Genomic DNA, 26,029 nt, shown 5'->3' with positions numbered 1-26,029 from the left:
GCCCGAGCCCCTTCGGATGCAGGGCGTCGAGCCGGTGGCTGTACGCCGACCAGCCGGCTGCCCAGGCAGGCGCGGACCGCACGACGGCACGGATCGGGCCCGCTCCGTCTCCTGCAGCGCGGGTCGGACGCCGCCCACTTCGACCGGGAGGTGCCCCGCGGCGGTGCGCGGTGGCGGGTCGTGAAGCGCGAGTGACGGAAGAAGACCGCCTGCCGCCTGACGGACTTCGGTGGTGATGCACTCAGCGCTTCCCCGTGCACCCGTGCGCCCCCCTGGAGGAGGGGTTCGTCGAGTCGGCGGCCCACTGGGACTGGGCAGGACATGGTGCAAGCGCCACGTCGGTGAAAAGTCACCGTTTTCCCTGGTCGACCGAAGCGGGTGGTATTTCGATGAACGGTTCCGTTCCTGAATCGGAACAGGCATGGACGGTTGGTACTGCTCCAGGCATATTCCCATCCATCGGCCACGGTATCGCCTTGTTCCGTCGGCCGCTGGAGTTTCTGAATTCTCTTCCCGCCCAAGGCGATCTGGTCGAGATACGCCTGGGCCCCCAGCGGGCGTGGATGGTGTGTCACCCCGAGCTCGTTCACCGGATGCTCCGGGACACCCTGACGTTCGACAAGGGCGGGCCGCAGTACGAGCGACTTCGGGCGCTGATGGGCAACGGCGTCGTCACATGTCCGCACGGGGAGCACAGGCGTCAGCGCCGCATGCTGCAACCCACCTTCCGCCCTGCCGGCGTCGCCGCTCAGACGGACCTGATGGCCGAGGAGGCCGAGTCGCTGTGCCGTGACTGGCGCGACGGGCAGAAGGTCGATGTCAGTGCCGCCACACTGGGTCTGACGACCCGGCTGATCAGCCGGCTCCTGCTGTCCGACGCGCTCGGTCCGGCCGCGACCGACGAGGTGCGGCGCTGCCTCGCCGCCATCGTCCGCGGCCTGTTCGTGCGCACGGTCGTACCGGTCGACGCCCTGTTCCGTCTTCCCACTCCCGCGAACCGCCGCTACCGGCGCGCGGTGCGGCGGGTACACGAGCTCATCGACGGGGCCGTCGCCGAGCGCCGCCAGGGCCCGCCCCGCGACGATCTGCTGGGGCTCCTGCTGGCGGCCGCCCAGGCCGAGGACGGCACGACCTCGGTCACGGACCGGGAGGTCCAGGACCAGTTGGTGTCACTCCTGCTCACCGGTTCCGAGAGCCCCTCGATGTGTCTGGCCTCGGCCTTCAGTCTCCTGGCCCGGCACCCGGAGGTGGAGCGGCGGCTGCACGCCGAGGTCGACTCCGTCCTCGGCGGCCGGTTGCCCGACGTCGACGATCTGCCGCGTCTGGTCTACACCCGCTCCGTCCTCACCGAGACCCTGCGCCACTCCCCGCCGGGCTGGCTCTTCACCCGGGTCACGACCCGCGAGGCGGAGCTGGCCGGACGCCGGCTGCCGCGGGGAACGACGGTCCTGTACAGCCCGTACCTGCTGCACCACGACCCGGCGTCGTTCCCCGAGCCCGACCGGTTCCTGCCCGAGCGCTGGGCGGCGGGCGAGGCCGCCCCCGGTCCGCACGGGGCGCTCATCCCGTTCGCCGCGGGCAGCCGCAAGTGCATCGGCGACCTGTTCTCCATGGCCGAGATGACGGTGGCCCTGGCGACCATCGCCGGCCGTTGGCGGCTACGGCATCCGGCCGGGCCCGTCGCACCGCCGCGCCCCGGCGCGACGCTGGGCCCGAGGTCCCTGACGATGATCTGCGCACCGCGGGCGGACGCACCGGGCGGCGCCGAGCCGCACGCCGCCGCCCTCGCGACCGGAGCCGCGCCCACGGTGGCCGGGGTGGAGAAAACCCGGAGGGGCGGTGGCAGCGGTGTCCACCACGCATGAGGAAACAGCGGTCGTCACACCGGGCGGGATCGCCAGTTCCACCCTGGTGGAGCTCATCGACGCTCATCTCTACATGCCCTTCCCGTTCCGCCGGAACCCACATGAAGCGGCGGCCACGGCGGGCGTCGACCAGTGGCTGCGCAGGACCGGACTGAGTGACGAACCGGGAGTGCCGGTCATGATCTCCCGCACCCGCCCGGGCGAACTCGCGTCCTACAACAGCCCCGACGCGGATCCCGGCGTGCTGCAACTCGTCGCCGACCAGATCGCGTACCAGTTCGTCTTCGACGACCGGGCCGAGGAGGTCGGCCGGCGCCGGCCGGGCCGGCTGCTGCCGATGCTGTGTGAGAGCATCGCGATCCTGCGGGACGGAGCACCGGCCTCCACCCCTCTGGGAGCGGCGCTGGCCGACCTGTACCGGCGGGTCCGCGAACGGTGCACACCCGCGCAGGCCGCGCGCTGGGCCTGGAAGAGCCGCGAGTACGTGCACGGACTGCTGTACGAGGCGGTGGCCCAGGCCCACCCCTCCCCCCTGCGGTCCGGGCTGTGCACCTCGATACGGTCCCTCACGGCGGGCGTCGAGCCCTTCTTCCCGCTGTGCGAGGCCGCGCAGCCGTGCGAGCTGAGCTCCGGGGAACTCCACCACCCGCTCATGCGGCATCTGACCCGGCTGTCGGCCGACGCCGCGGTGTGGATCCCCGACCTCTTCTCCGCGGTCAAGGAGCAACGGTCCGGCGAGGTGATCAACCTGGCCCTCGCCTACCAGCGGGCCCACCAGTGCCCCCTGCCGATGGCCGTCACCCTGGCCATCCAGCAGATCAACCGCACGATCCGCGAGTTCGAGACGGTCTACGACGAGATCGGACCGTCGTTGAGCCCTTCGGGCGTCGGCTATGTGGAAGGCATGGCCGGCTGGATCGGCGGCTGCTACTACTGGTCCCGCACGGTGCCGCGCTACGCGGATGCGGCGGGCCCGGCCTTGGGGTGAGAGGGCGCTTCGACAGGCCGCGAGGCGGGTGCCCATTCAAGCGACGGTACCCGCCGAACCCGCGTTTCACGCGCCTGTGGCAGGTCATTCACCCTTCTTCGTCGTGCTCGTTCCAGAATGCGGAACGGTGCCCGTCGGGAGGCGTACGCTCTCGCTGCCTCCCGACGGGCGACGACAGGAAGCGGTACGGCACATGGCGAACGAGCTGCGGCAACCCCCGCCCGAGACACGGCCGTTGCTCGAGCGCCGCAAGGAGCTCCGCGCCCTCGACTCGGCGCTGACGGGTCTGTGTGACACCGTCGACGGCCTGCCCCGGGCGCCACGCGGCGGACTCCTCGCCTTCACCGGCCCTGCCGGGATGGGCAAGACCGCCCTGCTGACCGAGGCCCGGGCCCGGGCCCGGGCACAGGGGTTCACCGTGCTGTCCGGCAGGGGCGGCGAGAAGGAGCAGGAGCTGGCGTTCCACCTGGTGCGCCAGGTCGTCCAGCCCGCGCTGGCGTCCATGGACGACAAGGAGCTCCGCACCTTCCTGGGCGGCTGGCACGACATCGTCGGCGCCGCGCTCGGCCTGGTCGCGACGCCGAGCGGCCATGTGCCGGATCCGACCGGGGTCCGAGACGGACTCGACTGGGTGATGACCCGCCTGGCGGTGATGAAGGCACCCGTCGTGCTGCTTCTGGACGACCTGCACTGGGCCGACGTCGAATCACTGAGCTGGCTCGCCTCGTTCGCGCCCCGGGCCGTGGACCTCTCGCTGCTGATCGTCGTCGCCTTCCGGCCCGACGAACTGCCGCTCGAGGCGGCCGCCTTCAGCGCTCCGTCCCCCGACCTCGGAAACCGCCCCTTCGTCCTGGCGCCGCTCAGCGCGACGGCCGTGGCACGGATCGTCCGGGACGAGGTCGGCGAGGAGGCCGAGGACGCGTTCTGCGAGGAGTGCTGGGAGGCCACCGGAGGGAGCCCCTTCGAGGCCGTGGAGCTCTCCATCAGGCTCGGCGAGCGCCATCTGAGGGGCACCAGCGAGGACCTTCCCGTGATGCGGGACCTGGCCGCCGCCGTGAAGGGACCAGGGCTGATCGAACGACTTCAGCGGCTGGGCACCACCACCGTCCGCTTCGCCTACGCGGCGGCCGTCCTCGGACAGGTCATCTCGCCGGAACTGGCCGCCCGTATTGCGGCGATCGGCCGCACGGCGGCGGCCGAGGCCACGGAGAAACTGCGCGCCGCCCGCATCCTGGCCGACGGCGAGGGGCCGGGGGAGCGCCTGGCCTTCGTCCACCCGCTGATCGCCACCACGATCTACCGGTCCATCGCGCCGAGCCTGCGTGAGGGCCTGCACAACTCGGCCGCGGAGGCCGTCCGGGCGGCCGGACTCGGCTACGCCGCCGCGGCCCGGCACCTGCTCGAAGTGCCCTGCGAGGGCAGCACCGAGGCCGTCGCCTGTCTGCGGCAGGCCGCCCGTGAAGCCCTGCACTCCGGTGCCCCGGAGGCGGCCCGGCGGCTGCTGAACCGGGCCCTTCAGGAGCCGCCGCTTCCCGAGGACCGCGCCGCGCTGCTGCACGAACTCGCCTGCGCGACCTTCCTCATCAAGCCCACGGCCACCGTCACGCATCTGCGGGAGGCGCTCACGGAAGAGGACATCGACCCCGAGCTGCGTGCCTCGATGGTGTACCGGCTGACCCAGGCGCTGGCCCACACCGACCGGATGGCGGAGGCCGCGACAGTGGCCGCTCATGAGGCCAAGCGGGCCGGCGCCCATCCCCGGATCCGGTTGCGGATGCAGGCCGACCACTTCGTGTGGAGCGCGTTCCGCACCGACGAGGCGGACTCCGCCGGCCGTTCGCGGGCACTGGCCCGGCTGGCCGACCGGCTTCCCGGCCGTGGTCTGGAGGAGCGCTGCATCCTCGGCTCGCGCGCCTGGGACGCCATGATGCGCGGCGAGCCCCGGCAGAAGGCACTCGCCTACGCCGAGGAGGCCCTGCGCGGCGGACTGAGCTGGACCCACGAGAACCGGGGCTTCGAGGTTCCCGTCTCGGTCGCTCTGGTGTTCATGTACTGCGACCAGCCGCGACGGGCCGAGGAACTGTTCGCGAAGGGCATGGCCGAGTGCGAGTCCAAGGGCTGGCGCGGCTCCCATCTGGCGTTGGGCCAGACGCTCTCCGGGTACATCCGGTACCGCCGCGGGTGCCTGGCCGAGGCGGAGAACCTGGTGCGGGAGGGCCTGCGCATCGCCGACCGGGTGGAAGGCGCGGTCCCCGCCCAGTGGTTCGCCATCGGCATCCTGATCCAGACACTGCTGGCCCGCGGCCGTGTCGTGGCGGCACGCCGGCTCGCCGACAGGTACCACTACGGCGAGCACATCCCGAACGCCGTCATCTACCCCGACCCGCGAACCGTCTACGCCGAGCTGCTCCTGGCCGAGGGCCGGCTCGACGACGCCGCCGACCTGCTGACCGCTGTCGGCGAGTGGCTGGAGGGCCGGGACTGGCGCAACCCCGCCTGGTGTCCCTGGCAACTGGGACTGGCGTCCGCCCTGTCGCGCAGTGCTCCCGACCTGGCGGTGCGCCACGCGCAGGACGCCGTGAAGCGGGCCCGTGACTTCGGCGCGGCCTCCGCGATCGGCCAGGCGCTGCACGCCCGGGCGGAGGTGACGGGCGGGGAGGCGGCGCTCGAGACGCACGCGGCGGCCGTCGACCATCTCCAGCAGTCGCCCGCCGCGTACGAACTGGCCCGTGCCCTGGTCGGCCACGGGGCCGCGCTGGCCCGCGCCGGCCGTCTGCACGACGCCGCCGACCGGCTGTACCAGGGTCTGGAAGGCGCGGTGCACTGCGGTGCCGAGGGTCTCGCCGCCCGGGCCAGGCGGGAACTCTCCGCGGCCGGACTGCGCCCCCTGCCCCTGCGCTACGCACAGACCGACATGCTCACGGCTCAGGAACGCAAGGCCGCCGAGATGACCGCCGGGGGCCTCCCTGCGTCGGTGGTCGCGATGGAGCTGGGGATCACCGTGCAAGGGGTACGGCAGCGGCTGTCCTGCGTGTACCGCAAACTCGGCACGGACGCGGCCGGCCTCGGGGCGGCGCTGGAGGCCGGTCCTCGGCCCGGACGGTGACGGGCAGGCCCGTGCGCCACGCACCCGGCCGCCGGGCAACCGCACTCCGCGACCGCTCACCGCGGTCGCGCGTCGGCCCTCCCATACCCCCTCGACTCCCCGAATCCGAACTCGGTGAGGTCCGTGCGGCTCTGCCAGGACGCCCTGGCTCCCAACTTCCTCCCCAAACCGGTGACTTGACGTTGAACCGTTTCACTGCTTCCCTCGAAAGGCTGCCGCTGGGAACGCTCCCACCCCTCCCGAGTGAAGGGAACCCCCGTGCAGACCACCCCCCACACCTTCCCAAGACGTGCCCTGCCGGCCCTGCTGGCGGCCGCGCTCATGGCCTGTCTGCTGTCCTGGGCCGGCGGCTCGCCCGCGCACGCCGCCCCCGGTGACGGCTCGGTGTCCGACCCCAACATCGCGTACGTCGGACGCTGGGACACCTCCGCCGGCACCGCGGCCGTACCCCACTGGACCGGCGCCTATCTGCAGACCGGTTTCACCGGCACCACGGTCAAGGTCAAGGCCAGGAACGCGGTCAACTTCTACGCGAGCATCGACGGCGGACCCGACGTCTTCCACGCGGGTGTGCGCGGCACGGTGAACCTCACGCCCCGGCCGCTGTCGCCCGGCACCCACACCCTGCGCCTGGCCTACCGCTCCGGCGACACCGTCTTCCAGGGCCTGGTCCTGGACTCCGGGGCCCGCACCGTCGCCGCCGGCGCACCGTCCGGGCTGGTGGAGTTCGTCGGCGACTCCATCACGGCCGGGGCCCTCACCGACCGGCTGGCGCTGGACTCCTACGCGTGGAAGACCGGCGAACGGCTGGGCATGCGGCACACGCAGATCGCCCGGTCCGGGTACTGCCTTGTCGCCCGGTCGGGCTGCACCGGCCTGAGCGGGCAGTTCTTCAAGGCGGCGAGCACCGGTGGCACGAACTGGGACTTCTCCCGGTACCGGGCCGACGCGGTCGTCATCAATCTCGGCACCAACGACATCGGGCACGGTGTCTCCGGCGCCGCCTTCCAGTCGGCGTACACCACCTTCCTGCGCGACGTGCGCGCCACCTACCCCACCGCGCACCTCTTCGCGGTGCAGACGCTGAAGAAGCGCTACGTCACCGAGACCAGGGCCGCCGTCAACGCCCGCAACAGCGCCGGTGACGCGCGGGTGCACTACGTCGACACCACGGGCTGGCTCACGGACGGCATCCACTACGAGGACGGCAACGGGCATCCGAACGAGGCAGGGCACACCGCGTTCGCCGAGCGTCTGGCCCCCGTCGTCCGCGCCCGGCTCGGCACCACCGCCACGGCGAAGGCGGCCGCCCCCGGCCAGCCCGGCGACCCGAACATCAAGTTCGTCGGCCGCTGGGACACCACCAGCTCCGCCACGGCCTACACCCCGTACTGGGCGGGTGCGTACTACCGGGCCGGCTTCACCGGCCGCACGGTCAAGCTGAAGCAGCGGGGCACGATCGACCTGTGGGCGCGGATCGACAACGGCCCCGTGAGGTTCTACGACGACGTCAAGGGGACGGTGAACCTGACCCCGACGGCCCTGTCCCCCGGTAACCACACCCTGCAGGTCAACTACCAGGTGGTGGCCGGGTCGTACCGGGGCGACGCCGTGTTCCAGGGACTGGTCCTGGACAGCGGCGCGACGACGTTCGCCCCACCGGCCCCGGCGAAACTGGTCGAGTTCGTCGGCGACTCCATCACCGTGGGCACGACGAGCTCGCAGAACGCCCGTACCGCGTACGGCTGGCTGATCGGTGAGCGGCTGGGTGTCGAGCACACGCAGATCGCGCAGGGCGGGGCATGCCTGGTGGCCGCGGCGGACGGATGCGTGGGGCTGGAGCGGCAGTTCACCAAGCTCAACCCGAACGCGGCCACCCCCGACTGGAACTTCTCGCGCTACCGGGCCGACGCGGTCGTCATCAACCTCGGCACCAACGACGTCGGGCACGGGGTGACTTCGGCACAGTTCCAGTCGGCGTACAGCAGTCTGCTGCGCAAGGTGCGGGCCGCGTATCCGCAGGCGTGGATCTTCGCGCTGGAGACGTTCCGCGGGCGGTTCGTCCCGCAGACCGAGGCCGCGGTGAAGGCCGCCGTCGCCGGTGGTGACGCGCGGGTCTCCTTCGTCGACACGACCGGCTGGCTGGGCTCGGGCGATCTGACGGACTCGGTGCATCCCAACGACCGGGGGCACCGGGTCATCGCCGACCGGCTGGCGCCGGTCATCGCGGCGCGGATCGGTTCGTAGCAGGCCTGAAGGGTGCGGGGGCGGGCCTCACATCGGACCGGGGCCCACCCCTCCCTTGAGGCGTTCGAGGTCCGAGGGCCGGACCTGGATGACGACCAGGGCGATCAGCGCGGCGACGGCGGTGAAGATCGCCGCCATGATGAAGGCGGCCGAGACGCCGGCGGTGAGGATCTCGTCGGACCAGGGCTTGGGCAGTTGCCCGGTGCGCTCGAACCGGATGCGCTCGGCCGGGGTCGCCTGCCGGAGGAAGTCCGGGACCTGCTTGTCCGCCTCGTTGGTGCTGGCCGTGCCGTACATCGTGACCAGGATGGACAGGCCGAGGGAGCCGCCGACCTGCTGGGTGGCGTTCAGGAGCCCGGAAGCCGCACCGGTCTCCGGTGTGGGCACGTTGGACAGCGCCATCAAAGTCAGTGACACGAACTCCATGCCCATGCCCATGCTGAAGACGAGCATCGGGCCGAGGACGCTGCCCGCGTAGGTGGAGTGCACGTCGGTCAGGGTCAGCCAGGCCAGCCCGATCGCGGCCAGGATCGCGCCCATCACCATGAAGGGCTTGGGCCCGTAGACGGGCAGGAACCGCGAGGCCAGTCCGGCGCCGATGGCGATGACCGCGCTGACCGGCAGGAAGGCGAGGCCGGCCGCGAGCGGGCTGAACCCGAGGACGTTCTGCACGAAGAGGGTGAGGAAGAAGAACATGCCGAAGATGGCGGCGGCCAGGCACAGCATGATGCCGTAGGTGCCCGCGCGGTTGCGGTCGGCGAACATGTGCAGCGGTGTGATGGGCTGTTTCGAACGCCGCTCGATCCCGATGAAGGCCGCCAGGACCACGACCGCTCCGGCGAACGAGGCGAGGGTGAGGGGATCGCGCCAGCCGTCCTGCGCGGCTCTGATGAAGCCGTAGACGAGCAGCACCATGCCCGCGGTGGAGGTCAGGGCGCCGGTGATGTCGAAGCGGCCGGGGTGGCGGTCGGACTCCCGGATGAAGCGCGGTGTGGCGAGCACGATGAGCAGGCCGATGGGCACGTTGACGAACAGCACCCACCGCCAGTTCAGCCATTCCACCAGCATGCCGCCGGCGAGCAGGCCGATCGCGCCGCCGCCGGCCGAGACCGCGGCGAACACCCCGAAGGCGCGGTTGCGTTCCGGCCCCTCGCGGAAGGTGGTGCTGATCAGCGCGAGGGAGGTCGGGGAGGCGATGGCGCCGCCCACGCCCTGCAGGGCGCGGGCACCGAGGAGTTGCCCGGCGTTCTGGGCGAATCCGCCGAGCAGGGAGGCGAGTACGAAGAGCAGCACGCCGAAGACGAAGACGCGCCGTCGGCCCAGGATGTCTCCGGCCCGGCCGCCGAGCAGGAGCAGACCGCCGAAGGTGAGGGTGTAGGCGTTCACCACCCAGGACAGGCTGGTGGTGGAGAACTCCAGTGAGCTCTGGATGTGCGGCAGCGCGATGTTCACGATGGTGATGTCGAGGACCACCATCAACTGGCAGGAGGCGATGACGAGCAGCGCCATCGCGTTGCCGCCACCACCGGATTCCCTGGTGGTGGTCGCCTGTGGTGAAGCCGGCTGCGGGCTGCTGCCTGCGGTGTCCACCGTTCGACGGTACGCCCGGCTCCCACGCCTCACCACTCGATCACCGTCGGCCTCCGCGGGCATCCTGCCGGACCGGCGGCCGGGTGCGCAGGGCGGCCGGTCGTGCTGCCGCCCGAACCGGAAGCCGCGCGGGTGCGGGGATGATCCGATCACGGTGGCCCGGCGGGCCGCGTACGGCGGAGAGGAGCGACCGTGATCCGCGTTCTTCTCGTCGAGCAGACCGGTCTCGTGCGCGGACGTTCGCCGCTCTGCCGTCGCGCGAGGACGATCTCGAGGGCGTCTGTCGCGCGAGGGCGATCTCGAGGGCGTCGCCGAGGCCGACGGCGGCGTCCTCGCGCGCGTCCTGGTGTACCGGCCGGACGTGGCCGTGATCGGCGTGGACTCCAGGCAGGGCGGCGAGGAGATCGCCGTGCGGGGCGAGCTGCGGGGCGCGGCTACCGGAGTGCCAACTGCTGCTGATGGCCTCGACGGCACCCGAGCGGTCACGCCGCATGCTCGATCCGCACGCCGCGACCCCCACCCCTGCACGCGGCGGCCGAGCAGGGGTACACGGGCCCGCCGGTGTCATCAGCCCCACGCCCCGCCGGACCGGCTGGTGCACGGTGTCCGCAAGCTGGTGGGGGGCAGCGGTTCGTCGAGCCCGGGTTTCGCGCCGGCCACGCTGGAGGCGGGGCGAACCCGCCGACTGCGCGCGAGGTGGAGGTGCTGCGGCTGACCGCCGACGGCACTCCTGCGCGGGAGATCGCCGAGCGGCTGTGTCTGTCCGCGGCGACGGTCCGCGACCATACGTCGGCGATCAACCCACAAGACGGGCGGCCGCAAGGGGATCGCCGCGATCCGGGTCGCCACGGAGCCGGGCTGGGCGTGAGCCTCCGGGCCCCGTTTCCGCCTCCGTTTCAGCCTCCCCTTCCGCGCCCTGGGTCCCTGGCCCCGGGCCCCTGCTCCGGGCCCGGTGTCCCCGCTTGGGGCCCTGGGCTCCGAGGGCCCTGACACAGGAACGGCCGGGCAGGTCGTCGAGGTGAGCGGCCCGCCGCGGACCCTCGCGCCCTGTTCCGGGATCTGCCACGAGCATCCCGTCGCGGGCGCACCGCCTACCCGCACCGTTTGTCACGTGTGCGGCGGGCAGGCATCATCCGGGACCGTGAGGAACGCCGATGCGGGATGGGCGTTCGGCCCGCGCCGCGCCGGTCAGCGGCCGCCGCGAATGAGGCCCGTCAGATACCGCCACAGCGAGGAGCGCTGGCGTGCGGTCGGGTCGGGCAGGACCTGCTCGGCCACCCCCGGCGTGGGCTCCTGTGCCCACGGCCGTGCAGGCGGCGCGCAGGCCAGTTCGTACCGCACGGGCAGGGAGCGCAGGCCCCGCATGAACGGCGAGGATCGCCACGGCAGTTGGTCGGCGGGCAGGGCGAGATCGAGGTGGTCGAACCGCTCGAACAGGCGGCCGACGCCGACCGCCGCGACCGTCGAGGCGAGCTCCCGTGCCGGGCACTGGCGCGGCCCGGCACCCCAGGACAGGTGGGCCCGCGTGCTGATGGCGGTACCCGAGGCGACGTGGTCCGCGAAGAGCGGATCGGCGTGGGCGGCGCCCGGGGAGACCCACACCGGGTCGCCGGCCCGGATGGTGTAGTTGCCGAGCGGGGTGTCGCGGGCCGCGAAGCGCGGGACGAAGTTGACCAGCGGCGGCTTGCGCATCACCACCCGGTTCATGGTCTCCCTGACCATCCCGGCGGACAGGCTGGCGCGCACGCTGCCCTCGCCCGAGATGACCTCCACGACGGTGTTGGAGATGAGGATGCCGACGTGGTCGGAGGTCATGCCCAGCAGCATGAACAGCTCGCGGGCGAGGTGGTCGAGCGACAGGTCCGGGTGGGCGGCCAGCAGGTACGAGGGGAAGTCGTCGCCCGGCTTCTCCAGCTTCAGCGCGGCCAGTTCGGCCAAGGTGGCCAGCAGGCGCTCCAGTGCGGCCTCGGCGTCGGGGCCCGCGTCGAGCACGCGCCACATGTCCATCAGCGCGTCGTCGCCCTGCGAGCCGGGGAAGCCCAGCAGATGGCTGGCCACCATCAGCGGAAGCGGCCGGGAGAACTGGGCGGACAGGTCCGCGACGCCGGTCCTGCCGCCCTGTCCGATGAGGGTGATCAGTTCGTCGGCGTAGGCGGTGACGGCGGCCTTCAGGCGCTTGGCCTGGGGGTGGCGGGGGTCCTGGAAGGGCTTGATACGTCCCAGGCGGTGCGCAGCGGCCGGTAGCCGGCCCCACCCTGGATCAGGATGTGGTTGACCTCCAGGGAGGGGCCGAGCGGCCAGTCGGCCGGGACCCGCCCCTCGGTGCGGGCCCGCCAGTTCTCCAGGCCCTTGGGCCAGCCGTCGTCGTCCTGGAGCACCTGGAGCGACTCGCGGTAGCCGAGGACCAGCCAGGCGGGCACCCCCAGCAGGTCGACCGGCGCGACGGGGCCGTGCCGCTGGCGCAGCCGCTCGTACACGAGCGCGGGACGCGTCTCGTAGTCCCTGGTCAGCAGTGGTTCAGGACGGAGTGTCTCCAGCCTCGTGTCGTCAAGGTCCACGGATCCGCCGTCACCCCACTGGGATTCCATCGTCTTGCCACCCTCCGACACGCCCTGTACCGGCGCACCACCAGTCGGTAGCCGGAAACGGTGGGGACCCTACCCCAGGCTGAACCGCGGGTAACGACGGGGGTGGGGTGGCGAGGGCGCCTCCGGCGGCGGGTCAGGCCGCTGTGTAACCGAGTTGACGGCGCATGTAGGGCGTCATGAGGCTCTTCGCCTTGGCCAGGGTGGTGGTGCGGCTGCCGAGTACGGCGGACTCGCCGCCCGGTACCGGCAGCACGGTCAGTCCGTCGGCGGAACCGAACGGCACGATGAGCGGGATGCGCCGGATCGGGCGGTACAGGCGCGGTTCCTTGCGGTGCTTTCCGGAACTCCGCAGGTAGGCCCGGATGTTGTGGGCGGCGATGTCCGCCTGGGCGAGGGCGGCGGGGGTGATTTTGAGTTCGCTGACGTCGTTCACGTCGCCGACGGCGAACACGTCGAGCCTGCCCTCGACCCGGAGTGTCCGGTCGACCTTCACCCGTCCGGCAGCGTTGAGCCAGTCGCCGTGCCCGGCCAGGCGCAGCCAGAGCGTGTTGGGTGTGGTGCCCGTCGCCCAGAAGGACAGGTCGGCCTCGATGAGCGTGCCGCGGGCGTCGCGGTAGGTGCCGAAGTCGTTGCCGGGCGACATGAAGGAGTCGAGCCGTACCTCGATGTCGTGGGATTCCAGCCATGCCAGCGCCTTGCGGCCCGGGCGCGGGCCGCCGGTGGAGTCGAGCAGCGCGGGCCCGGAGTGGGCGAGGGTGACCCGGGCGTCCGGGCGGGCGAGGCGGATCTCGGCGCTGAGCTCGACTCCGCCGGGACCGCCGCCGACGACCAGGACGTGCCCGGCCGTGGCGATGTCACGCTGGTGCTCGGCGAACGACTTGGCCGCTTCCTCGGTGGTGGTGCCGGTGAAGCGGGCCGGTTCGGGGTAGTCGGCGCCGGTGGCGATCACGACCACGTCGTACGGCAGCCGCTCACCGGTGGCGAGGACGACCTGCCGTTCGGCGGTGTCGACGCGGACGGCCTTGCCCGTGACCACCCGGCCGTGGCGCAGCAGCCGGTCGTAGGGGATGAAGGGCGTGTGGGTCCACTCGGGGTGCACTCCGGCGCGCAGGGAGGCGATGCGGTGGAAGAAGACCTCCTTGCGGTCCACCAGTGTGACCCGGGCCGTGCCGTCGAGCCGCTTGGCCAGCCGCACACCGGCGTACCCGCCGCCTATCACCACTACGTCACCGTCGTACACACCGAATCTCCTGTGCCGGGGGGATGAGGGCCGCCGCGGAGGGGCCCCGCTTCGATCGCCCCGCGGCGGCCACTCGACTGACGCGACAGTAGCGCTTGAAACCTAAAGGGATTACGAGGTTCCGTGCATGTTCCGTGAAGGGATCGGTACCTGACCGACCGTCACTTCCCCCAGATCTTCCGGTATGCCTCCCGGTAGCCCGACGGGTCCCAGGTGGTGGCGCCCTCGCTGTTGGCGGCCGTGGCGATGTGCACCGGCGCCACGTATCCGCTGGGGGGACGGCCGGAGAAGGCGCGGTTGAACTCGTCGACGATCTGCCACCCCTGGAGGGACAGGGGCTCGGGCACGGTGGCGGCCTGGTACTGCCTGCTGTTCACACGCTGGAAGGCGGACGGGTCGCCGTCGCCGGCCCCGATGTTGAAGGGCGGGCCGGAGCCTTTCTCGCCGGCGGCGCGAAAGGCGGGGGCGGCGTCGGCGAAGTACAGGTCGTTGATGGCCACCGAATGGGTCCAGCGGTCCCGGAACCGGGACAGCAGTGAGGAGATCTCCCGGGGCGTGCGGCTGCTGGCGTCGGGGATCGGGATGTTCTTCACCGAGAGCAGCCGCACCCCCTGACAACTCGTCAGTTCCTTGCGGATCAAGTCGGACTTGTTGCGCGCGAAGGGGATCGAGGCGTCGGTGATGAGCACGACCCCGGCGCGGCCGTCCGAGTCGGAGATGATCCACTGCGCGCTGATCCGGGCCACGTCCTGGACGCGGGTGGTGACGTTGGTGAAGAGGTCGGGCTGCCGGCTGGGGCCGGGCTCGGGGACCGCGTGCCAGCCGACGAGCGGGATGCGCAGTGCGTTGGCCCGGGCGGCCTGCTGTGCCGTCGAGTCGGGGTCGAACCCGCCGATGACGATGCCCGAGGGCCGCAGGGCCACGGCTTCGCTCATGGCCGCCTGGATGCCGGCCGGGGTGCCGCCGCCGTCGATGACCCGGACGTTCCAGCCGATGGCCCGCGCGGCGTCCCGCACCCCGTTGGCGGCGCCCGCGACGCCGGGGTTGGTCATGGTCTGGGCGACGTAGACGATCGCCTTGCCGGACACCGCCTCGGGGCCGCTGGTGGGCCCTTGCCAGGGAATGCCGGTCCGCTGCGCCCGCGTGACGGCTTCCCGGGCCCGGGCGTGGACGGCGGGGCAGCCGTTCGGGGCCGTCGCGGTCTCCTCCGTGCCGCCGGAGGAACCGCGTTCGCAGCCGATGAGGGCGGCGGCCGTGGCCAGCAGGGCACAGGAGGCGAGCCGCGCGGTGCGGACTGCGGGGGCGGCCTTGCGGATGCGGTGCACGGGAGCTCCAGGGAGGGGATCGACGCGGCGGGCGCGGCGCGGTGATCAGGGCGGTGACGTCCCGTTCTGCGGCGCCGGGGAGGAGGGGGGCGGGGGTGGCGCGGCGGGCGTGTCGCGTGCCGCGCCGCCGCGCAGCCGCCGGCGGGCCGCGTAGCCGGCCAGGCCCACGGCGATGAGGAGGGTGCCGCCGTTGAACAGCGGAACCGTCCAGAACTCGGCGCCCAGCTGGGCGATGCCGGTGAGGCCGACGGCGAGGACGGCGACGGCGACGACGGTGCCGAGGGCGTTGGGCCGGCCGGGCTTGATCGCCGTGGAGCCGAGGAGGGCGCCGACGAAGGCGGGCAGCAGGTAGTCGAGGCCCACGCTCGGGTTGCCGATCTGCTGCTGTGCGGCGAGCAGCACCCCGGCGAAGCCGACGATCAGGCCCGAGGCGGCGAACGCGTAGACGGTGTACCTGCGGGTCGGGATGCCCACGAGGCCGGCCGCGCGCGGGTTCGACCCGACGACGTACAGGTACCGGCCGAGCGGCAGCCGCTCCAGCACCAGCCAGAGGACGGCCGCGAGGGCGAGCACGTAGAAGGCGGGCACCGGGAGGCCGAGGAACGAGGAGTCGTAGAGGTCGGTGAACGCGGGCGGCAGACCCCCCGGGCCGGGGACGATCCGGCCGCCGTCGGTGATCCAGCCGGTCACGGCGTACATCATGCTGCCGGTGCCGAGGGTGGCGATGAAGGAGTCGATCCGGCCGAACTCGACGACGACGCCGTTGAGGACGCCCACGGCCAGTCCGCCGGCCAGCACGGTGAGACAGGCGAGCGGCCAGGGCCAGCCCTCCTCGACGACGAGCCACAGCACCATCACATGGGCCAGGCCGAGGCCGTAGCCGATGGAGAGGTCGAACGCGCCGGTGACGATGGGCACCATGGCGGCGAGCGCGAGGACCGCCGGGATCGACTGGTTGGACAGGATCGAGTCGAGGGTGTCGAGCGTGGGGAAGGTGTCCGGCAGTGCGAGGGAGAAGACCAGGTAGAGCAGGGCGGTGAGGACGAGCAGGCCGTAGGCGCCGACAAGGTGGCCTCCGGGGCGGGGCCGGGGCGGCGGCGTCATGGATGCCCGGCCGTGGTGGGGGGCAGGGCCGAGGCCGCCCGGGTGAGTCCGGCGACGGTGAGGGCGGGGCCGCTCAGCTCCGCCGTCACGGCACCGCGCACGAAGACCAGCGTGCGTCGGCACAGGCTCGCCACCTCCTCGAAGTCGGTGGACAGCAGCAGGACCGCGAGGCCCGTGTGAAGTGCCTCCTGGAGCAGACGGTGGATCGCGGCCTTGGCGCCGACGTCGACGCTCGCGGTCGGTTCCTCCAGGATCAGCAGCCGCAGGTCCGACCGCAGCCAGCGGCCGATCATGATCTTCTGCTGGTTGCCGCCGGACAGCGTGGCGATGGGTGTCTCGGTGTCCCGGGGGCGCACCGCGAACCGTTCGATCAGGGCCGCGGCCCTGGCCCGTTCGCCACGGGGGCCGATCCAGCGCGGTGCGGGAAGGCCTCCGGCGCGGGGGTTGGCCAGGAGGTTCTCCCGTACGGTCAGCTCGGCGAGGCAGCCCTCCCGCAGCCGGTCGCCCGGTACCAGCCCGACTCCGAGGCCGACGGCCTCCGCGACCGTGCGGGGACGGTACGGCCGCCCGTGCAGCACGGCCCGCCCGTCCAGGAAGGGCCGGGCGCCGGCGAGGGCGCGGCCCAGGTCCATGTGCCCGGCTCCGGAGAGGCCGACCAGGCCGAGGACCTCCCCGACCGCCAGTTCGAGGCTGACGGGCCCGGCCTTGGGGGTGCGCACGCCGTCGAGGGTCAGGGCCGACGGTGCGCCGGCCGGGATTGCGGCGATGCGGTGCGGGGCCGGTTCGTCCACCTCGCCGACGATGTCGTGGACCAGCCGGGCGGGGCTGCGGTCCGCCAGCGGGCCGTGGCTGACGAGACGGCCGTCGCGCAGGACGGCGAAGGCGTCGGCGACTCGGTAGACCTCGTCCAGGCGGTGGCTGACGTAGAGGATGGCGTGCCCTCGGTCGCGCAGGTCGTGCAGGACGCGGAAGAGCCGGGCGCTGTCCGCGGCGGGCAGGCGGGCGGTCGGCTCGTCGAGGACGACGATCCGTGCGCGTGCCGCCAGGGCCCGGGCGATGGCGACCAGCGAGCGGTCGGCCGGCGCGAGTGCGGAGACCGGGGCGCCGGGGTCGACTCGGGCGGCGACGGTCCGCAGGGCGTCGGCGCAGCGCTCGCCGGTGCGCCGCCAGGAGACCAGCCCGGACCGGCGGGCGTAACCGGTGGTCAGGGCGAGGTTCTCGGCGACCGTCATCCACTCCACGAGCCCGAGGTCCTGGTGGATGAAGGACATGCTCCGGGTGGCGGCCGGGCTGCCGAGAGGCTCCCCGGCGACGGTGATCTGTCCCGCGTCGGCGTGGTGGACTCCGGCGAGGATCTTGATGAGGGTGGACTTCCCGGCACCGTTGGGCCCGAGCAGGGCGAGGACGCTGCCGGGGCGGACGTCCAGATCGACCCCGGCCAGCGCGACGGTGCCGCCGAACCGTTTGCTGAGCCCGCGGATACGGACCAGGGGTTCCGGCCCGAAGGGCGAAACCGCCTTCGTCGGCATGTCGGGAGCGTCACACACCAGATCAAATTACAGCATTTCGCGCATTCTCCGGACATTCTTCGGGTCGATGCGGCGCGGATGGGGCGCGCCTTTCCGGACGGGAGATCGAGGTGTCGGCACGGGCCGGTGCCCGCGTCACCCCGCGTCGAGCCCGCATTCGGCCCAGATGACCTTGCCCTCGGGCAGGTAGCGCGTGCCCCAGCTCTGCGAGAGCTGCGCCACGAGGAACAGACCGCGGCCGCCCTCGTCGGTACTGGCCGCGCGGCGCAGGTGCGGGGCGGTGTCGCTGGCGTCGGAGACCTCGCAGATCAGCGTCCGGCCATAGAGCAGCCGCACCCGGATGGGCTCGGCGCCGTGCCGGATGGCGTTGGTGATCAGCTCGCTGAGGATCAGCTCCACGGCGAACGCGGTCTCGTCCAGTCCCCGGTCGGTGAGCCACCGCATGGCGGACGCCCGGACCTCGCCGACGAGGGCCGGGTCGGCGGACATCTCCCAGCCGGCGATCCGGCCGGGGTCCAGGGCGTGCACGCGGGCCACGAGCAGGGCGATGTCGTCGTGCGGGTGCGCTGGGGCGACGGTGTCCAGGACCGCCCGGCAGGTCTCCTCGGGAGCCCGCTCGGGATGGGCCAGGGCCTCGCGCAACTGCTCCAGGACCACGTCGACGTCACGGTGCCGGTCCTCGATGAGCCCGTCGGTGTACATGACCAGCTGACTGCCCGCGGGGAGATCGACCTCGACGGCGTCGAAGGGCAGGCCTCCGAGGCCGAGCGGGGGCCCGGCGGGGAGCTCGGGGTAGGTCACGGTGCCGTCGGGGTGGACGAGCGCGGGCGGTGGGTGCCCCGCGCGGGCCATCAGGCACCGCTGCGAGGTCGGGTCGTAGACGGCGTAGAGGCAGGTCGCGCCGATGACGCCGGCGCCCTTGCCGTCCGGGTCCTCCCGGTCCAGGCGGCCCACCAGGTTGTCCAGGTGGGTGAGGACCTCGTCCGGCGGGAAGTCGAGTTCGGCGAAGCTGCGGGCGGCGGTGCGCAGGCGGCCCATGGTGGCCGCGGAGAGCATGCCATGGCCGACGACGTCGCCGACGAGGAGCCCGACGCGGGCACCGGACAGGGGGATGACGTCGTACCAGTCACCACCCACGTCGGACTCGGCGGGCAGGTAGCGGTGGGCGACCTCGACGGCGTCCTGGTCGGGCAGTCCGTGCGGGAGGAGCCGGCGCTGGAGGGCCAGGACCATGGCGCGTTCGTGGGTGTATCGCCGGGCGTTGTCGATGGAAAGGGCGGCGCGGGAGGCGAGTTCCTGGGCCAGGGAGCGGTCGTCGTCCCCGAAGGAGCCGCCGGACCGGTAGAAGCTGGCGATGCCGAGGAGGACACCGCGGGCGAGCAGCGGGACCGCGATGAGGGAGTGGACGTGGGTCAGCAGACGCGCGGTGTGCTCGGGGTCCTGGGCGAGCCAGCCCGCGGCGGCCTTCAGATCCGGTTCCAGCACGGCCTCGCCGCTGGTGAGGCAGCGCAGCTGGGGCGCGGTCGGGCCGAAGTCGATGCGCTTGCCGGGCGGGGTGAAGGGCAGGCCCTCACGGATTCCGTGGAGGACCGTACGGCGCAGGTCGGCGAGGGGATCGGCGGACTCCTCGCCGCGCAGCACGGCGTCGGGGAGGTCGATGGTGACGAAGTCGGCCAGCCCGGGGACCGCGGTCTCGGCCAGTTCCTCGGCGGTGCGGCGCACGTCCAGGGTGGTACCGATGCGGGTACTGGCCTCGGACAGCAGCTCCAGACGCCGGCGCGCGGCCAGGGCGTAGGCCCCGACGTGCGGCTCCCCCAGCATCACCAGTCCCCGGGCCGGGAACGCCGCCTCGGAGTGCTCGCCCGCCGGGCCCCGGCCGCCGCCCGCCGGGAGGGGCGTGCCGGGCTCGGAGGCGCTCCGGCCCCCGCGGGCCGTGACGGCGTCGCCGGGCCCGGCGACGTCCTGGCTCCTGCCGCCCGTGCCGGGCTCGGCGGGGCGGTGGCCACCGCTCGTGGTGGGCTCGGGGGCCCGGTGACCTCCGGCCGTGCCGGGCTCGGCGGGGTATTCGCCCCTGTCCCCCGCGACCGGCCCGACGGCGCTACCGTGGCCGTCCGCCGGGAGGGTCGCGCCGGGCTCGGCGGGCACCCCCGGCGAGGCGGTCGCACCGGCCCCGCCGACCGCGTGCGGCCCGGCCGTGCCGCCGTCTCCGTCGGCCGTGACGACCGGGCCGGGGACCGTGGCGAGGTGACCGGGCGGCAAGATGATCGCCGGGCGCGCGGCCGGGAGCGGGGCGGCGAGGGCCGGCAGCTCCTCCGCCTGGTGGGGCAGGGCGAACGGCTCCCCCGCCGGGGCGCCGGGCAGCACGGCCTCGATGGCGATGCCCCGCACGCCGGAGCCGCTCGTCACCGGGCGGCTCACGAGCGTCACCCGCCGGCCGCCGGGCAGGGTCACCTCGACGGCACCCCGCTGCGCGCCGGAGATCAGCTCGGCGGCCTTCTCCCTCAGGATCGCCTCGTCGCGGGACCGGAACTCGTTCGCCAGCGCGTCCATCGCCACGCCGCGATGCGGGCCGGCGGTTTCGGCCCCGGCGGCCAGGTACGTCCGCAGCAGGGCCCGCTCGTGCGCGGAGCTCTGCGCCAGCAGCCGCCGTTCGATGCCCTCGGCCGCCCTGCGGATGGCGACGCCCAGGGCGGGCCGCTCGAACCCGCGCGGATAGCCGAGGCACAACACGCCCTCGATGCGCCCGCTGAGCGGGTCCCGGACGGGCAGCGCGACGCAGGCGTTCTGCTGGGAGCGCTCCGCGAAGTGCTCGGCGCCGTAGACGCGGATGAGCTGCCGCTCCGCCAGGGCCAGCCCGATGCCGTTGGTGCCGGCGACCTGCTCCGCGAACACGAACCCGGGCACGACCTGGATGGCGGGCAGACGTCTGGCCATCGACGGGTCCCCGAAGCGGCGCAGCAGCACCGTCCCGTTCGCGTCGGCGACGGAGATGTTGACCTGGCTCCCGGCGAACGTGGCCTGCAGCCGGTCGAGCACCGGCGCGGCCGCCCGGGCGATACGGCCGCCCGGGTCGAAGTCCTCCCGGTAGGGCAGCTCGAGCGTGTCCGGCGACAGGCCCAGGGTGCGGCAGCGCTGCCACGAGTTCAGGATGGACGTCCGTACGCCCTCCGCCACCGGCTCGCCCTGGAGGAACAGCTCACGAAGACTGGCGGGCCCCGTGCCGTCCGTCGCACGCCCCGCCGGCTTGGGTTCCTCGCCCGACCGAACCACGCTTCGCCTCACTTGCGCCGCGGCAATCCGCTGCTCGAAAGACAGTCTGGCATTGATGAGGATACGGGCATTACGGGCAGGCGTCACGGCGCGCAGGCGCCGAACGGGCCGGTGACCGGCAGGGCGGGCGGCACTCACCCCAGGAAACTCAGGCGCACCTTCCGCTCCGGGTTGTCCCGATTGGTGTCCACCAGGCACACCGACTGCCAGGTGCCGAGTTCCAGCCGGCCGCCCAGCACCGGCAGGGTCGCGTGGGGCGGGACGAGGGCGGGCAGGACGTGGTCGCGGCCATGGCCGGGGCTGCCGTGCCGGTGCTGCCAGCGGTCGTCGGCGGGCAGCAGGGTGTGCAGTGCGGCCAGGAGGTCGTCGTCGCTGCCGGCACCCGTCTCCAGGACGGCGATGCCGGCCGTGGCGTGCGGGACGAAGACATTGAGGAGGCCGTCGCGGCCGGCCGCCGCTTCGCGCAGGAAGGACTCGCAGTCGCCGGTGATGTCGAGGACCCTCTCCGCGGCACCGGTGCTGACGTTCAGGACTCGGGTGGTGAAGACATCTGACATGCCCCCATCCTGACGCACGCGCCGGGCTCTCCCGGGCCGTACCCGGCCGGGTGGCGAAACCGCCTTCGGATCGGACGGGCCGGTCGGGCGTCACCAGCCTCGCATCGCACGCCCGCGGGAAGATCCACGGCGGGAAGATCCATGACCCCGCCCCGGTTAGTAGAAATGTGAACTACACACGTGAGGTCGAGGTAGTCGTCATAGGCGCAGGTCAGGCCGGTCTGGCCGGCGCCTATCACCTGCGGCGATCCGGTTTCGAGCCGGACCGCGACTTCGTCGTGCTGGACCGCTCCCCCGGCCCCGGCGGCGCCTGGCAGTTCCGGTGGCCGTCCCTGACGTACGGCAAGGTGCACGGCATGCACGCGCTGCCGGGTATGGAGCTCACGGACGCGGACCCGCGGCGGCCGTCCGCCGACGTGATCAGCGCGTACTTCGACCGTTACGAGCGGACCTTCGACCTGCGGGTCAGACGCCCGGTGCACGTACGGGCCGTGCGCGAGGGGTCCGGCGGGCGGCTGCTCGTGGAGACCTCGGACGGCGTGTGGTCGGCACGGGCGCTGATCAACGCCACCGGCACGTGGGACCGGCCGTTCTGGCCGCGCTATCCGGGCCAGGAGACCTTTCTCGGGCAGCAGGTGCACACCGCGCAGTACCCCGGACCCGAGGAGTTCGCGGGGCGGCGGGTCGTGGTGGTGGGCGGCGGCGCCTCGGGCACCCAGCACCTGCTGGAGATCGCCTCGTACGCGGCGGCCACCACCTGGGTGACGCGGCGCCCGCCGGTCTTCCGCGAGGGACCGTTCGACGAGGACGCGGGCCGCGCGGCGGTCGCGCTCGTCGAGGAACGGGTACGTCGGGGACTGCCGCCCCGCAGTGTCGTCTCGGTCACCGGGCTGCCGCTCAACGACGCGATCCGGCAGGGCATCGAGGACGGGGTCCTCGACCGGCAGCCGATGTTCGACCGCATCACACCGACGGGCGTCGACTGGGCCGACGGCCGCCATGCCGACGCCGACGTCATTCTCTGGGCCACCGGGTTCCGCGCCGCCATCGACCACCTCGCCCCGCTCCGCCTGCGCGCCCCCGGCGGCGGCATCCGCATGGACGGCACGCACGCGGCCGCCGACCCCCGCGTCCACCTCGTCGGCTACGGCCCGTCGGCCAGCACCATCGGAGCCAACCGGGCCGGCCGCGCGGCCGTACGGGACATCAGGCGACTGCTGGAGAGAAAGCCGGCCGCGGCCTGACACCGGCCGGGGCGGGACCGCGGGGCGGTCATCCGGCGGCCCGCGCTCCGCTCTTCTTGCTCTGCGCGTTGAACTCGGCGACGTTGCGCTGGTGTTCCTGGTAGTCGGCCGTGAAGCGGGTGTCGCCCGGGCGGACCGTGACGAAGTACAGCCAGTCCCCCGGGGGCGGGTTGATGGCCGCCCGCATCGCCTCCTCGCCCGGGTTGCCGATGGGCGTGGGCGGCAGCCCCATGCGCTGGTACGAGTTGTAGGGGCTGTCGATCCGGGTGTCGCTCTCCGCTGTACGGAGGGTGGAGCGGTTGAGCGCGTAGTTGATGGTGGAATCCATCTGCAGGGGCATGCCGCGTTCGAGGCGGTTGAAGATCACCCGGGCCACCTTGCCCATGTCGGCCCTGGTGGCCGCCTCCGCCTGGACGATGCTGGCCATGGTGACGGCCTGATAGACGTTCATGGCGTTGCGCTGCGCCCCGGCGGCGATGGGCGCGCCGTTGAACTTCTCGTTCGCGGTGTCGACCATCAGCGCGAGGAGCTTGTCCGGCGTGGCCTTCTCCCGGAGCGGATAGGTGGCCGGGAAGAGATAGCCCTCCGGGTTGCCCTCGGCGTCGTTCGGCAGGTTCAGGGCTGCCTTGTCCAGGGACTTCTTCGTACTGCCCGCGGGCAGGTCCAGGGCCTTGTCGACGGCCGCGTAGACCTGGCTCGCGCGCCAGCCCTCAGGGACGGCCAGGGTCGCGGGCCGGCCCTCCTCCTCGGTGCCCAGGGTCAGCAGCGGCACCGCCACGGCGGTACCGACCACGACGGCTCCGGTCGCGACGAGGGCGATACGGCCCCGGCGCGTCAGTCGAATCGTGCTCGGCGGCGGAGTGTTCTTCTGCATGCGGGCACGGTAACCCGCATATCGCCATAAACCCGGCATATTTTCATCTTGTCGGCTCCAGTTGGGCGTCCCGGCGTACGAGCGCCGCGTACCGGCCGCCCTGCCGCAGGAGCTCCTCGTGCGTGCCGCGTTCGACCGCCCGCCCCGAGTCGAGGACCACGATCTGGTCGGCGCCGCGCACGGTGGACAGCCGGTGGGCGATCGTGAGGGTGGTGCGGTTCGCCGACAGCGCGTCGATCGCGTCCTGGACGGCGGCCTCGGTCCGGGTGTCGAGCGCACTGGTGGCCTCGTCGAGGATGAGGACCGGCGGATCGCGCAGAATGGTGCGGGCGATGGCCAGGCGCTGCTTCTCCCCGCCGGAGAAGCGGTGGCCGCGCTCGCCCACCACGGTGTCGTAGCCGTCGGGCAGGGCCGCGATGTGGTCGTGGATCTGCGCCGCCTTCGCCGCCTGGTGGAGTTCCTCGTCCGTGGCGTCGGGCTTGGCGAAGCGCAGGTTGTCGGCGACCGAGGCGTGGAAGAGGTACGTCTCCTGCGAGACGACGCCGACCGCACAGGCCAGGGTGTCGAAGTCGAGGTCCCGTACGTCGACTCCGTCGAGGGTGACGCGGCCGCCGGTCACGTCGTAGAGCCGGGGCACCAGATAGCCGAGCGTGGACTTGCCGGCGCCGGTGGGACCGACCACCGCGAGGCTCCCGCCGGCCGGAACGGTGAGGTCGATGCCGTCCAGGACCGGGCCGCCCTTGCCGTCGTAGCCGAAGGAGACGTTCTCGAAGCGGACTTCACCCTTGATCCGGTCCAAACGCACCGCGTCGGGGCGCTCGGTGATGTCGATCGGCAGGTCGAGGTACTCGAAGATGCGCTGGAAGAGGGCGAGCGAGGTCTGGATCTGCACACCGGTCGACAGCAGGCTCACGGCCGGGCGGAACAGGCCCTGCTGGAGCGAGACGAAGGCGACGATGGTGCCGATGGAGACCTCGGGGCCGCCCAACCGGAGGGCCATGCCGGCGGTCCAGTAGATGACGGCGGGCAGGGCGGCCATGACGATGGTGATGACGGCCATGCGCCACCGGCCGGCCATGTTCGACCGCACCTCCAGGTCGACGAGTTCCTCGGACTCGTCGGAGAAGGACTTCGTCAGTGAGTCCGAGCGGCCCATCGTGCGGCCGAGCAGGATGCCGCTGACGGAGAGCGACTCGGTGACGGTGGCGGCCATCGCGGCCATCTGCTTCTGGCGCTGGGTGGTGATCTTCCTGCGTTCGTTGCCGACGCGTCGGCTGATCCACACGAACACCGGCAGCAACAGCAGTGAGACGACCGTCAGGCGCCAGTCGAGGGCGATCATCGCGACGATCGTGGCGACCACGCTGGTGACGTTGGAGACCAGGGAGGTCGCGGTGGAGGTGACGGTGGCCTGCATGCCGCCGATGTCGTTGGCGATGCGGGACTGCACCTCGCCCGTGCGCGTGCGCGTGAAGAAGGCGAGGGACATGCGCTGGAGCCGGCCGTAGACGGCGGTACGCAGGTCGTGCATGACGCGTTGGCCGACCGTCGTGGAGATCAGGGTCTGAAGGACTCCGAAGACGCTGGTGAGGACGGCGCTGAGGATCATGCCGAGGGCGAGCAGACTGAGCAGGCCCGTGCGCCCCTCGGGGATCGCGACGTCCAGGATCTCCTTCAGCAGGAAGGGCGTGGCGACCGAGACCAGCGAGGCGGCACCGACCAGCAGGCCGACGATCGCGAGCCGGCCACGGTAGGGGCGGAAGAGGCCGAGGATGCGGCGGACCTGCCGGGGCTGCTCCTTCGAGTCGGCCGGCGGGGTCCAGAGGGCTTCACGGTCGGGATGCATGGGCTCCTACGAGGGATGCGGCGGATCGGATCACAGCTCATTGTTACCTATACTCACAATGAACGTCATCCTGATATTGTTCCCGTATGACCACGCCCGACTCCGACGGCCTGCTCGCCGAGCAGTTGCTGCGGCTCACCCGCCGGGTGCACCGCATCCAGAAGCGCCATCTGGAGCAGCGCGAGCTCGGCATCACCCCGGCCCAGTCCCGGTTGCTGCGCACGCTGGCGCACTGGGGCTCGCCGCCCCGCATGGCCGACCTGGCGGAGCGGCTGGAGGTGGTGCCGCGGGCCGTGACGACGCTGGTCGACGGCCTGGAGGCGAGCGGCAAGGTGCGGCGGGTGCCGGACCCGGCGAACCGGCGGGTGATCCGCATCGAGCTCACGGACGACGGCCGGGCCGCGCTGCGCGAGCTGCGGGCGGCGCGCAGGTCGGCGGCGGAGGAGATCCTCGCGCCGCTGACCGGGGATCAGCGCGAGGCGCTCGGAGGGCTCCTGGACGCGCTGATCGACGGGGCGCCGGTGCGGTCCTGCTGACCGGCCGGACCACGACTCGGGGCCGCGGGCCCCCCCCCGCCCGGGGGGGGGGGGGGGGCCGGCCCCCGGGGGGGGGGGGGGGCACCCCGCCCGGGGGCGCGGGGGCGTGGGGCCCCCGGG

Annotated in this window: 16 protein-coding genes and 1 pseudogene; 7 read left to right on the top strand and 10 right to left on the bottom strand. The window is 72.7% G+C overall.

From position 1 onward, the window contains the following. Window positions 1-389: 389 nt before the first annotated feature. The 4 genes from ACIQHQ_RS22460 (at window position 390) to ACIQHQ_RS22445 (ending at window position 8,206) form a co-directional block, all read left to right on the top strand. Window positions 390-1,865 (top strand): cytochrome P450, encoded by a 1,476-nt coding sequence (locus tag ACIQHQ_RS22460; RefSeq protein ID WP_402614014.1) that lies wholly within the window; start codon window positions 390-392, stop codon window positions 1,863-1,865. Next, complete coding sequence (locus ACIQHQ_RS22455; RefSeq protein WP_402614011.1) at window positions 1,849-2,853, top strand: (-)-alpha-amorphene synthase; 1,005 nt, start codon at window positions 1,849-1,851, stop codon at window positions 2,851-2,853. The genes ACIQHQ_RS22460 and ACIQHQ_RS22455 overlap by 17 nt, the downstream gene beginning before the upstream one ends. Window positions 2,854-3,046: 193 nt before the next feature. Further along, on the top strand, window positions 3,047-5,959 hold the full coding sequence (locus tag ACIQHQ_RS22450) for an ATP-binding protein (protein ID WP_402614008.1): 2,913 nt from the start codon (window positions 3,047-3,049) through the stop codon (window positions 5,957-5,959). Window positions 5,960-6,217: 258 nt separating this feature from the next. Then, entirely contained in the window at window positions 6,218-8,206 is a 1,989-nt protein-coding gene (locus ACIQHQ_RS22445) for a GDSL-type esterase/lipase family protein (RefSeq protein ID WP_402614005.1), read from the top strand. Window positions 8,207-8,233: 27 nt separating this feature from the next. Here ACIQHQ_RS22445 and ACIQHQ_RS22440 read toward each other — a convergent pair whose 3' ends face one another. Continuing rightward, window positions 8,234-9,715 carry an MFS transporter gene (locus ACIQHQ_RS22440; RefSeq protein ID WP_402614521.1) on the bottom strand — a complete coding sequence of 494 codons (1,482 nt, stop codon included), beginning with the start codon at window positions 9,713-9,715 and terminating at the stop codon, window positions 8,234-8,236. 642 nt (window positions 9,716-10,357) lie between these two features. On the opposite strand from ACIQHQ_RS22440, the gene ACIQHQ_RS22435 reads away from it, so the two are divergent. Next, on the top strand, window positions 10,358-10,786 hold the full coding sequence (locus ACIQHQ_RS22435; protein ID WP_402614002.1) for a response regulator transcription factor: 429 nt from the start codon (window positions 10,358-10,360) through the stop codon (window positions 10,784-10,786). A gap of 198 nt (window positions 10,787-10,984) precedes the next feature. Here the strand turns inward: ACIQHQ_RS22435 and ACIQHQ_RS22430 are convergent. From ACIQHQ_RS22430 to ACIQHQ_RS22400, 7 genes and pseudogenes are all read right to left on the bottom strand, one after another. Then, window positions 10,985-12,384: pseudogene (locus ACIQHQ_RS22430) on the bottom strand (cytochrome P450). Between the two features lie 133 nt (window positions 12,385-12,517). Then, window positions 12,518-13,624 carry an NAD(P)/FAD-dependent oxidoreductase gene (locus ACIQHQ_RS22425; RefSeq protein ID WP_402613999.1) on the bottom strand — a complete coding sequence of 369 codons (1,107 nt, stop codon included), beginning with the start codon at window positions 13,622-13,624 and terminating at the stop codon, window positions 12,518-12,520. Window positions 13,625-13,785: 161 nt separating this feature from the next. Further along, window positions 13,786-14,949, bottom strand: a complete 1,164-nt coding sequence (locus ACIQHQ_RS22420; protein ID WP_402613997.1) for a substrate-binding domain-containing protein — start codon at window positions 14,947-14,949, stop codon at window positions 13,786-13,788. A gap of 45 nt (window positions 14,950-14,994) precedes the next feature. Next, entirely contained in the window at window positions 14,995-16,053 is a 1,059-nt protein-coding gene (locus tag ACIQHQ_RS22415) for an ABC transporter permease (protein ID WP_402613995.1), read from the bottom strand. After that, window positions 16,050-17,582: a sugar ABC transporter ATP-binding protein gene (locus ACIQHQ_RS22410; RefSeq protein ID WP_402613992.1), complete on the bottom strand. Its 1,533-nt coding sequence runs from the start codon at window positions 17,580-17,582 to the stop codon at window positions 16,050-16,052. Before ACIQHQ_RS22410 ends, ACIQHQ_RS22415 begins: the two co-directional genes overlap by 4 nt. 135 nt (window positions 17,583-17,717) lie before the next feature. Next, complete coding sequence (locus ACIQHQ_RS22405; protein ID WP_402613989.1) at window positions 17,718-20,852, bottom strand: SpoIIE family protein phosphatase; 3,135 nt, start codon at window positions 20,850-20,852, stop codon at window positions 17,718-17,720. Window positions 20,853-20,986: 134 nt separating this feature from the next. Next, window positions 20,987-21,409 carry a YjbQ family protein gene (locus tag ACIQHQ_RS22400; protein ID WP_031137210.1) on the bottom strand — a complete coding sequence of 141 codons (423 nt, stop codon included), beginning with the start codon at window positions 21,407-21,409 and terminating at the stop codon, window positions 20,987-20,989. A gap of 167 nt (window positions 21,410-21,576) precedes the next feature. Here ACIQHQ_RS22400 and ACIQHQ_RS22395 point away from each other — a divergent pair, with 167 nt between their 5' ends. After that, window positions 21,577-22,653 (top strand): NAD(P)-binding domain-containing protein, encoded by a 1,077-nt coding sequence (locus tag ACIQHQ_RS22395; protein WP_402613985.1) that lies wholly within the window; start codon window positions 21,577-21,579, stop codon window positions 22,651-22,653. 28 nt (window positions 22,654-22,681) lie between these two features. Here ACIQHQ_RS22395 and mltG read toward each other — a convergent pair whose 3' ends face one another. After that, window positions 22,682-23,527, bottom strand: coding sequence for an endolytic transglycosylase MltG (gene mltG, locus ACIQHQ_RS22390; protein WP_402613983.1), 846 nt, complete (start codon window positions 23,525-23,527; stop codon window positions 22,682-22,684). A gap of 43 nt (window positions 23,528-23,570) precedes the next feature. After that, a complete protein-coding gene (locus tag ACIQHQ_RS22385) occupies window positions 23,571-25,373 on the bottom strand; it encodes an ABC transporter ATP-binding protein (protein WP_402613980.1) in 1,803 nt (600 codons plus the stop codon). 86 nt (window positions 25,374-25,459) lie between these two features. Here ACIQHQ_RS22385 and ACIQHQ_RS22380 point away from each other — a divergent pair, with 86 nt between their 5' ends. Next, window positions 25,460-25,909, top strand: coding sequence for a MarR family winged helix-turn-helix transcriptional regulator (locus tag ACIQHQ_RS22380; protein ID WP_402613977.1), 450 nt, complete (start codon window positions 25,460-25,462; stop codon window positions 25,907-25,909). Window positions 25,910-26,029 lie beyond the last annotated feature (120 nt).

Origin of the sequence: Streptomyces sp. NPDC092370 (assembly GCF_044755265.1) — a bacterium.
Taxonomy (GTDB): domain Bacteria; phylum Actinomycetota; class Actinomycetes; order Streptomycetales; family Streptomycetaceae; genus Streptomyces.
Note: the sequence above shows the minus strand (reverse complement) of the source record. Positions and strands in the feature narration are given on the sequence as shown.

Excerpts from the sequence above, each read along its gene's own strand:
- ACIQHQ_RS22385 (WP_402613980.1), bottom strand. The coding sequence starts at position 25,373 with ATGCATCCCGACCGTGAAGCCCTCTGGACCCCGCCGGCCGACTCGAAG.
- ACIQHQ_RS22410 (WP_402613992.1), bottom strand. The coding sequence starts at position 17,582 with ATGCCGACGAAGGCGGTTTCGCCCTTCGGGCCGGAACCCCTGGTCCGT.
- ACIQHQ_RS22460 (WP_402614014.1), top strand. The coding sequence starts at position 390 with ATGAACGGTTCCGTTCCTGAATCGGAACAGGCATGGACGGTTGGTACT.
- ACIQHQ_RS22415 (WP_402613995.1), bottom strand. The coding sequence starts at position 16,053 with ATGACGCCGCCGCCCCGGCCCCGCCCCGGAGGCCACCTTGTCGGCGCC.
- ACIQHQ_RS22380 (WP_402613977.1), top strand. The coding sequence starts at position 25,460 with ATGACCACGCCCGACTCCGACGGCCTGCTCGCCGAGCAGTTGCTGCGG.
- ACIQHQ_RS22400 (WP_031137210.1), bottom strand. The coding sequence starts at position 21,409 with ATGTCAGATGTCTTCACCACCCGAGTCCTGAACGTCAGCACCGGTGCC.
- mltG (WP_402613983.1), bottom strand. The coding sequence starts at position 23,527 with ATGCAGAAGAACACTCCGCCGCCGAGCACGATTCGACTGACGCGCCGG.
- ACIQHQ_RS22440 (WP_402614521.1), bottom strand. The coding sequence starts at position 9,715 with ATGGCGCTGCTCGTCATCGCCTCCTGCCAGTTGATGGTGGTCCTCGAC.
- ACIQHQ_RS22450 (WP_402614008.1), top strand. The coding sequence starts at position 3,047 with ATGGCGAACGAGCTGCGGCAACCCCCGCCCGAGACACGGCCGTTGCTC.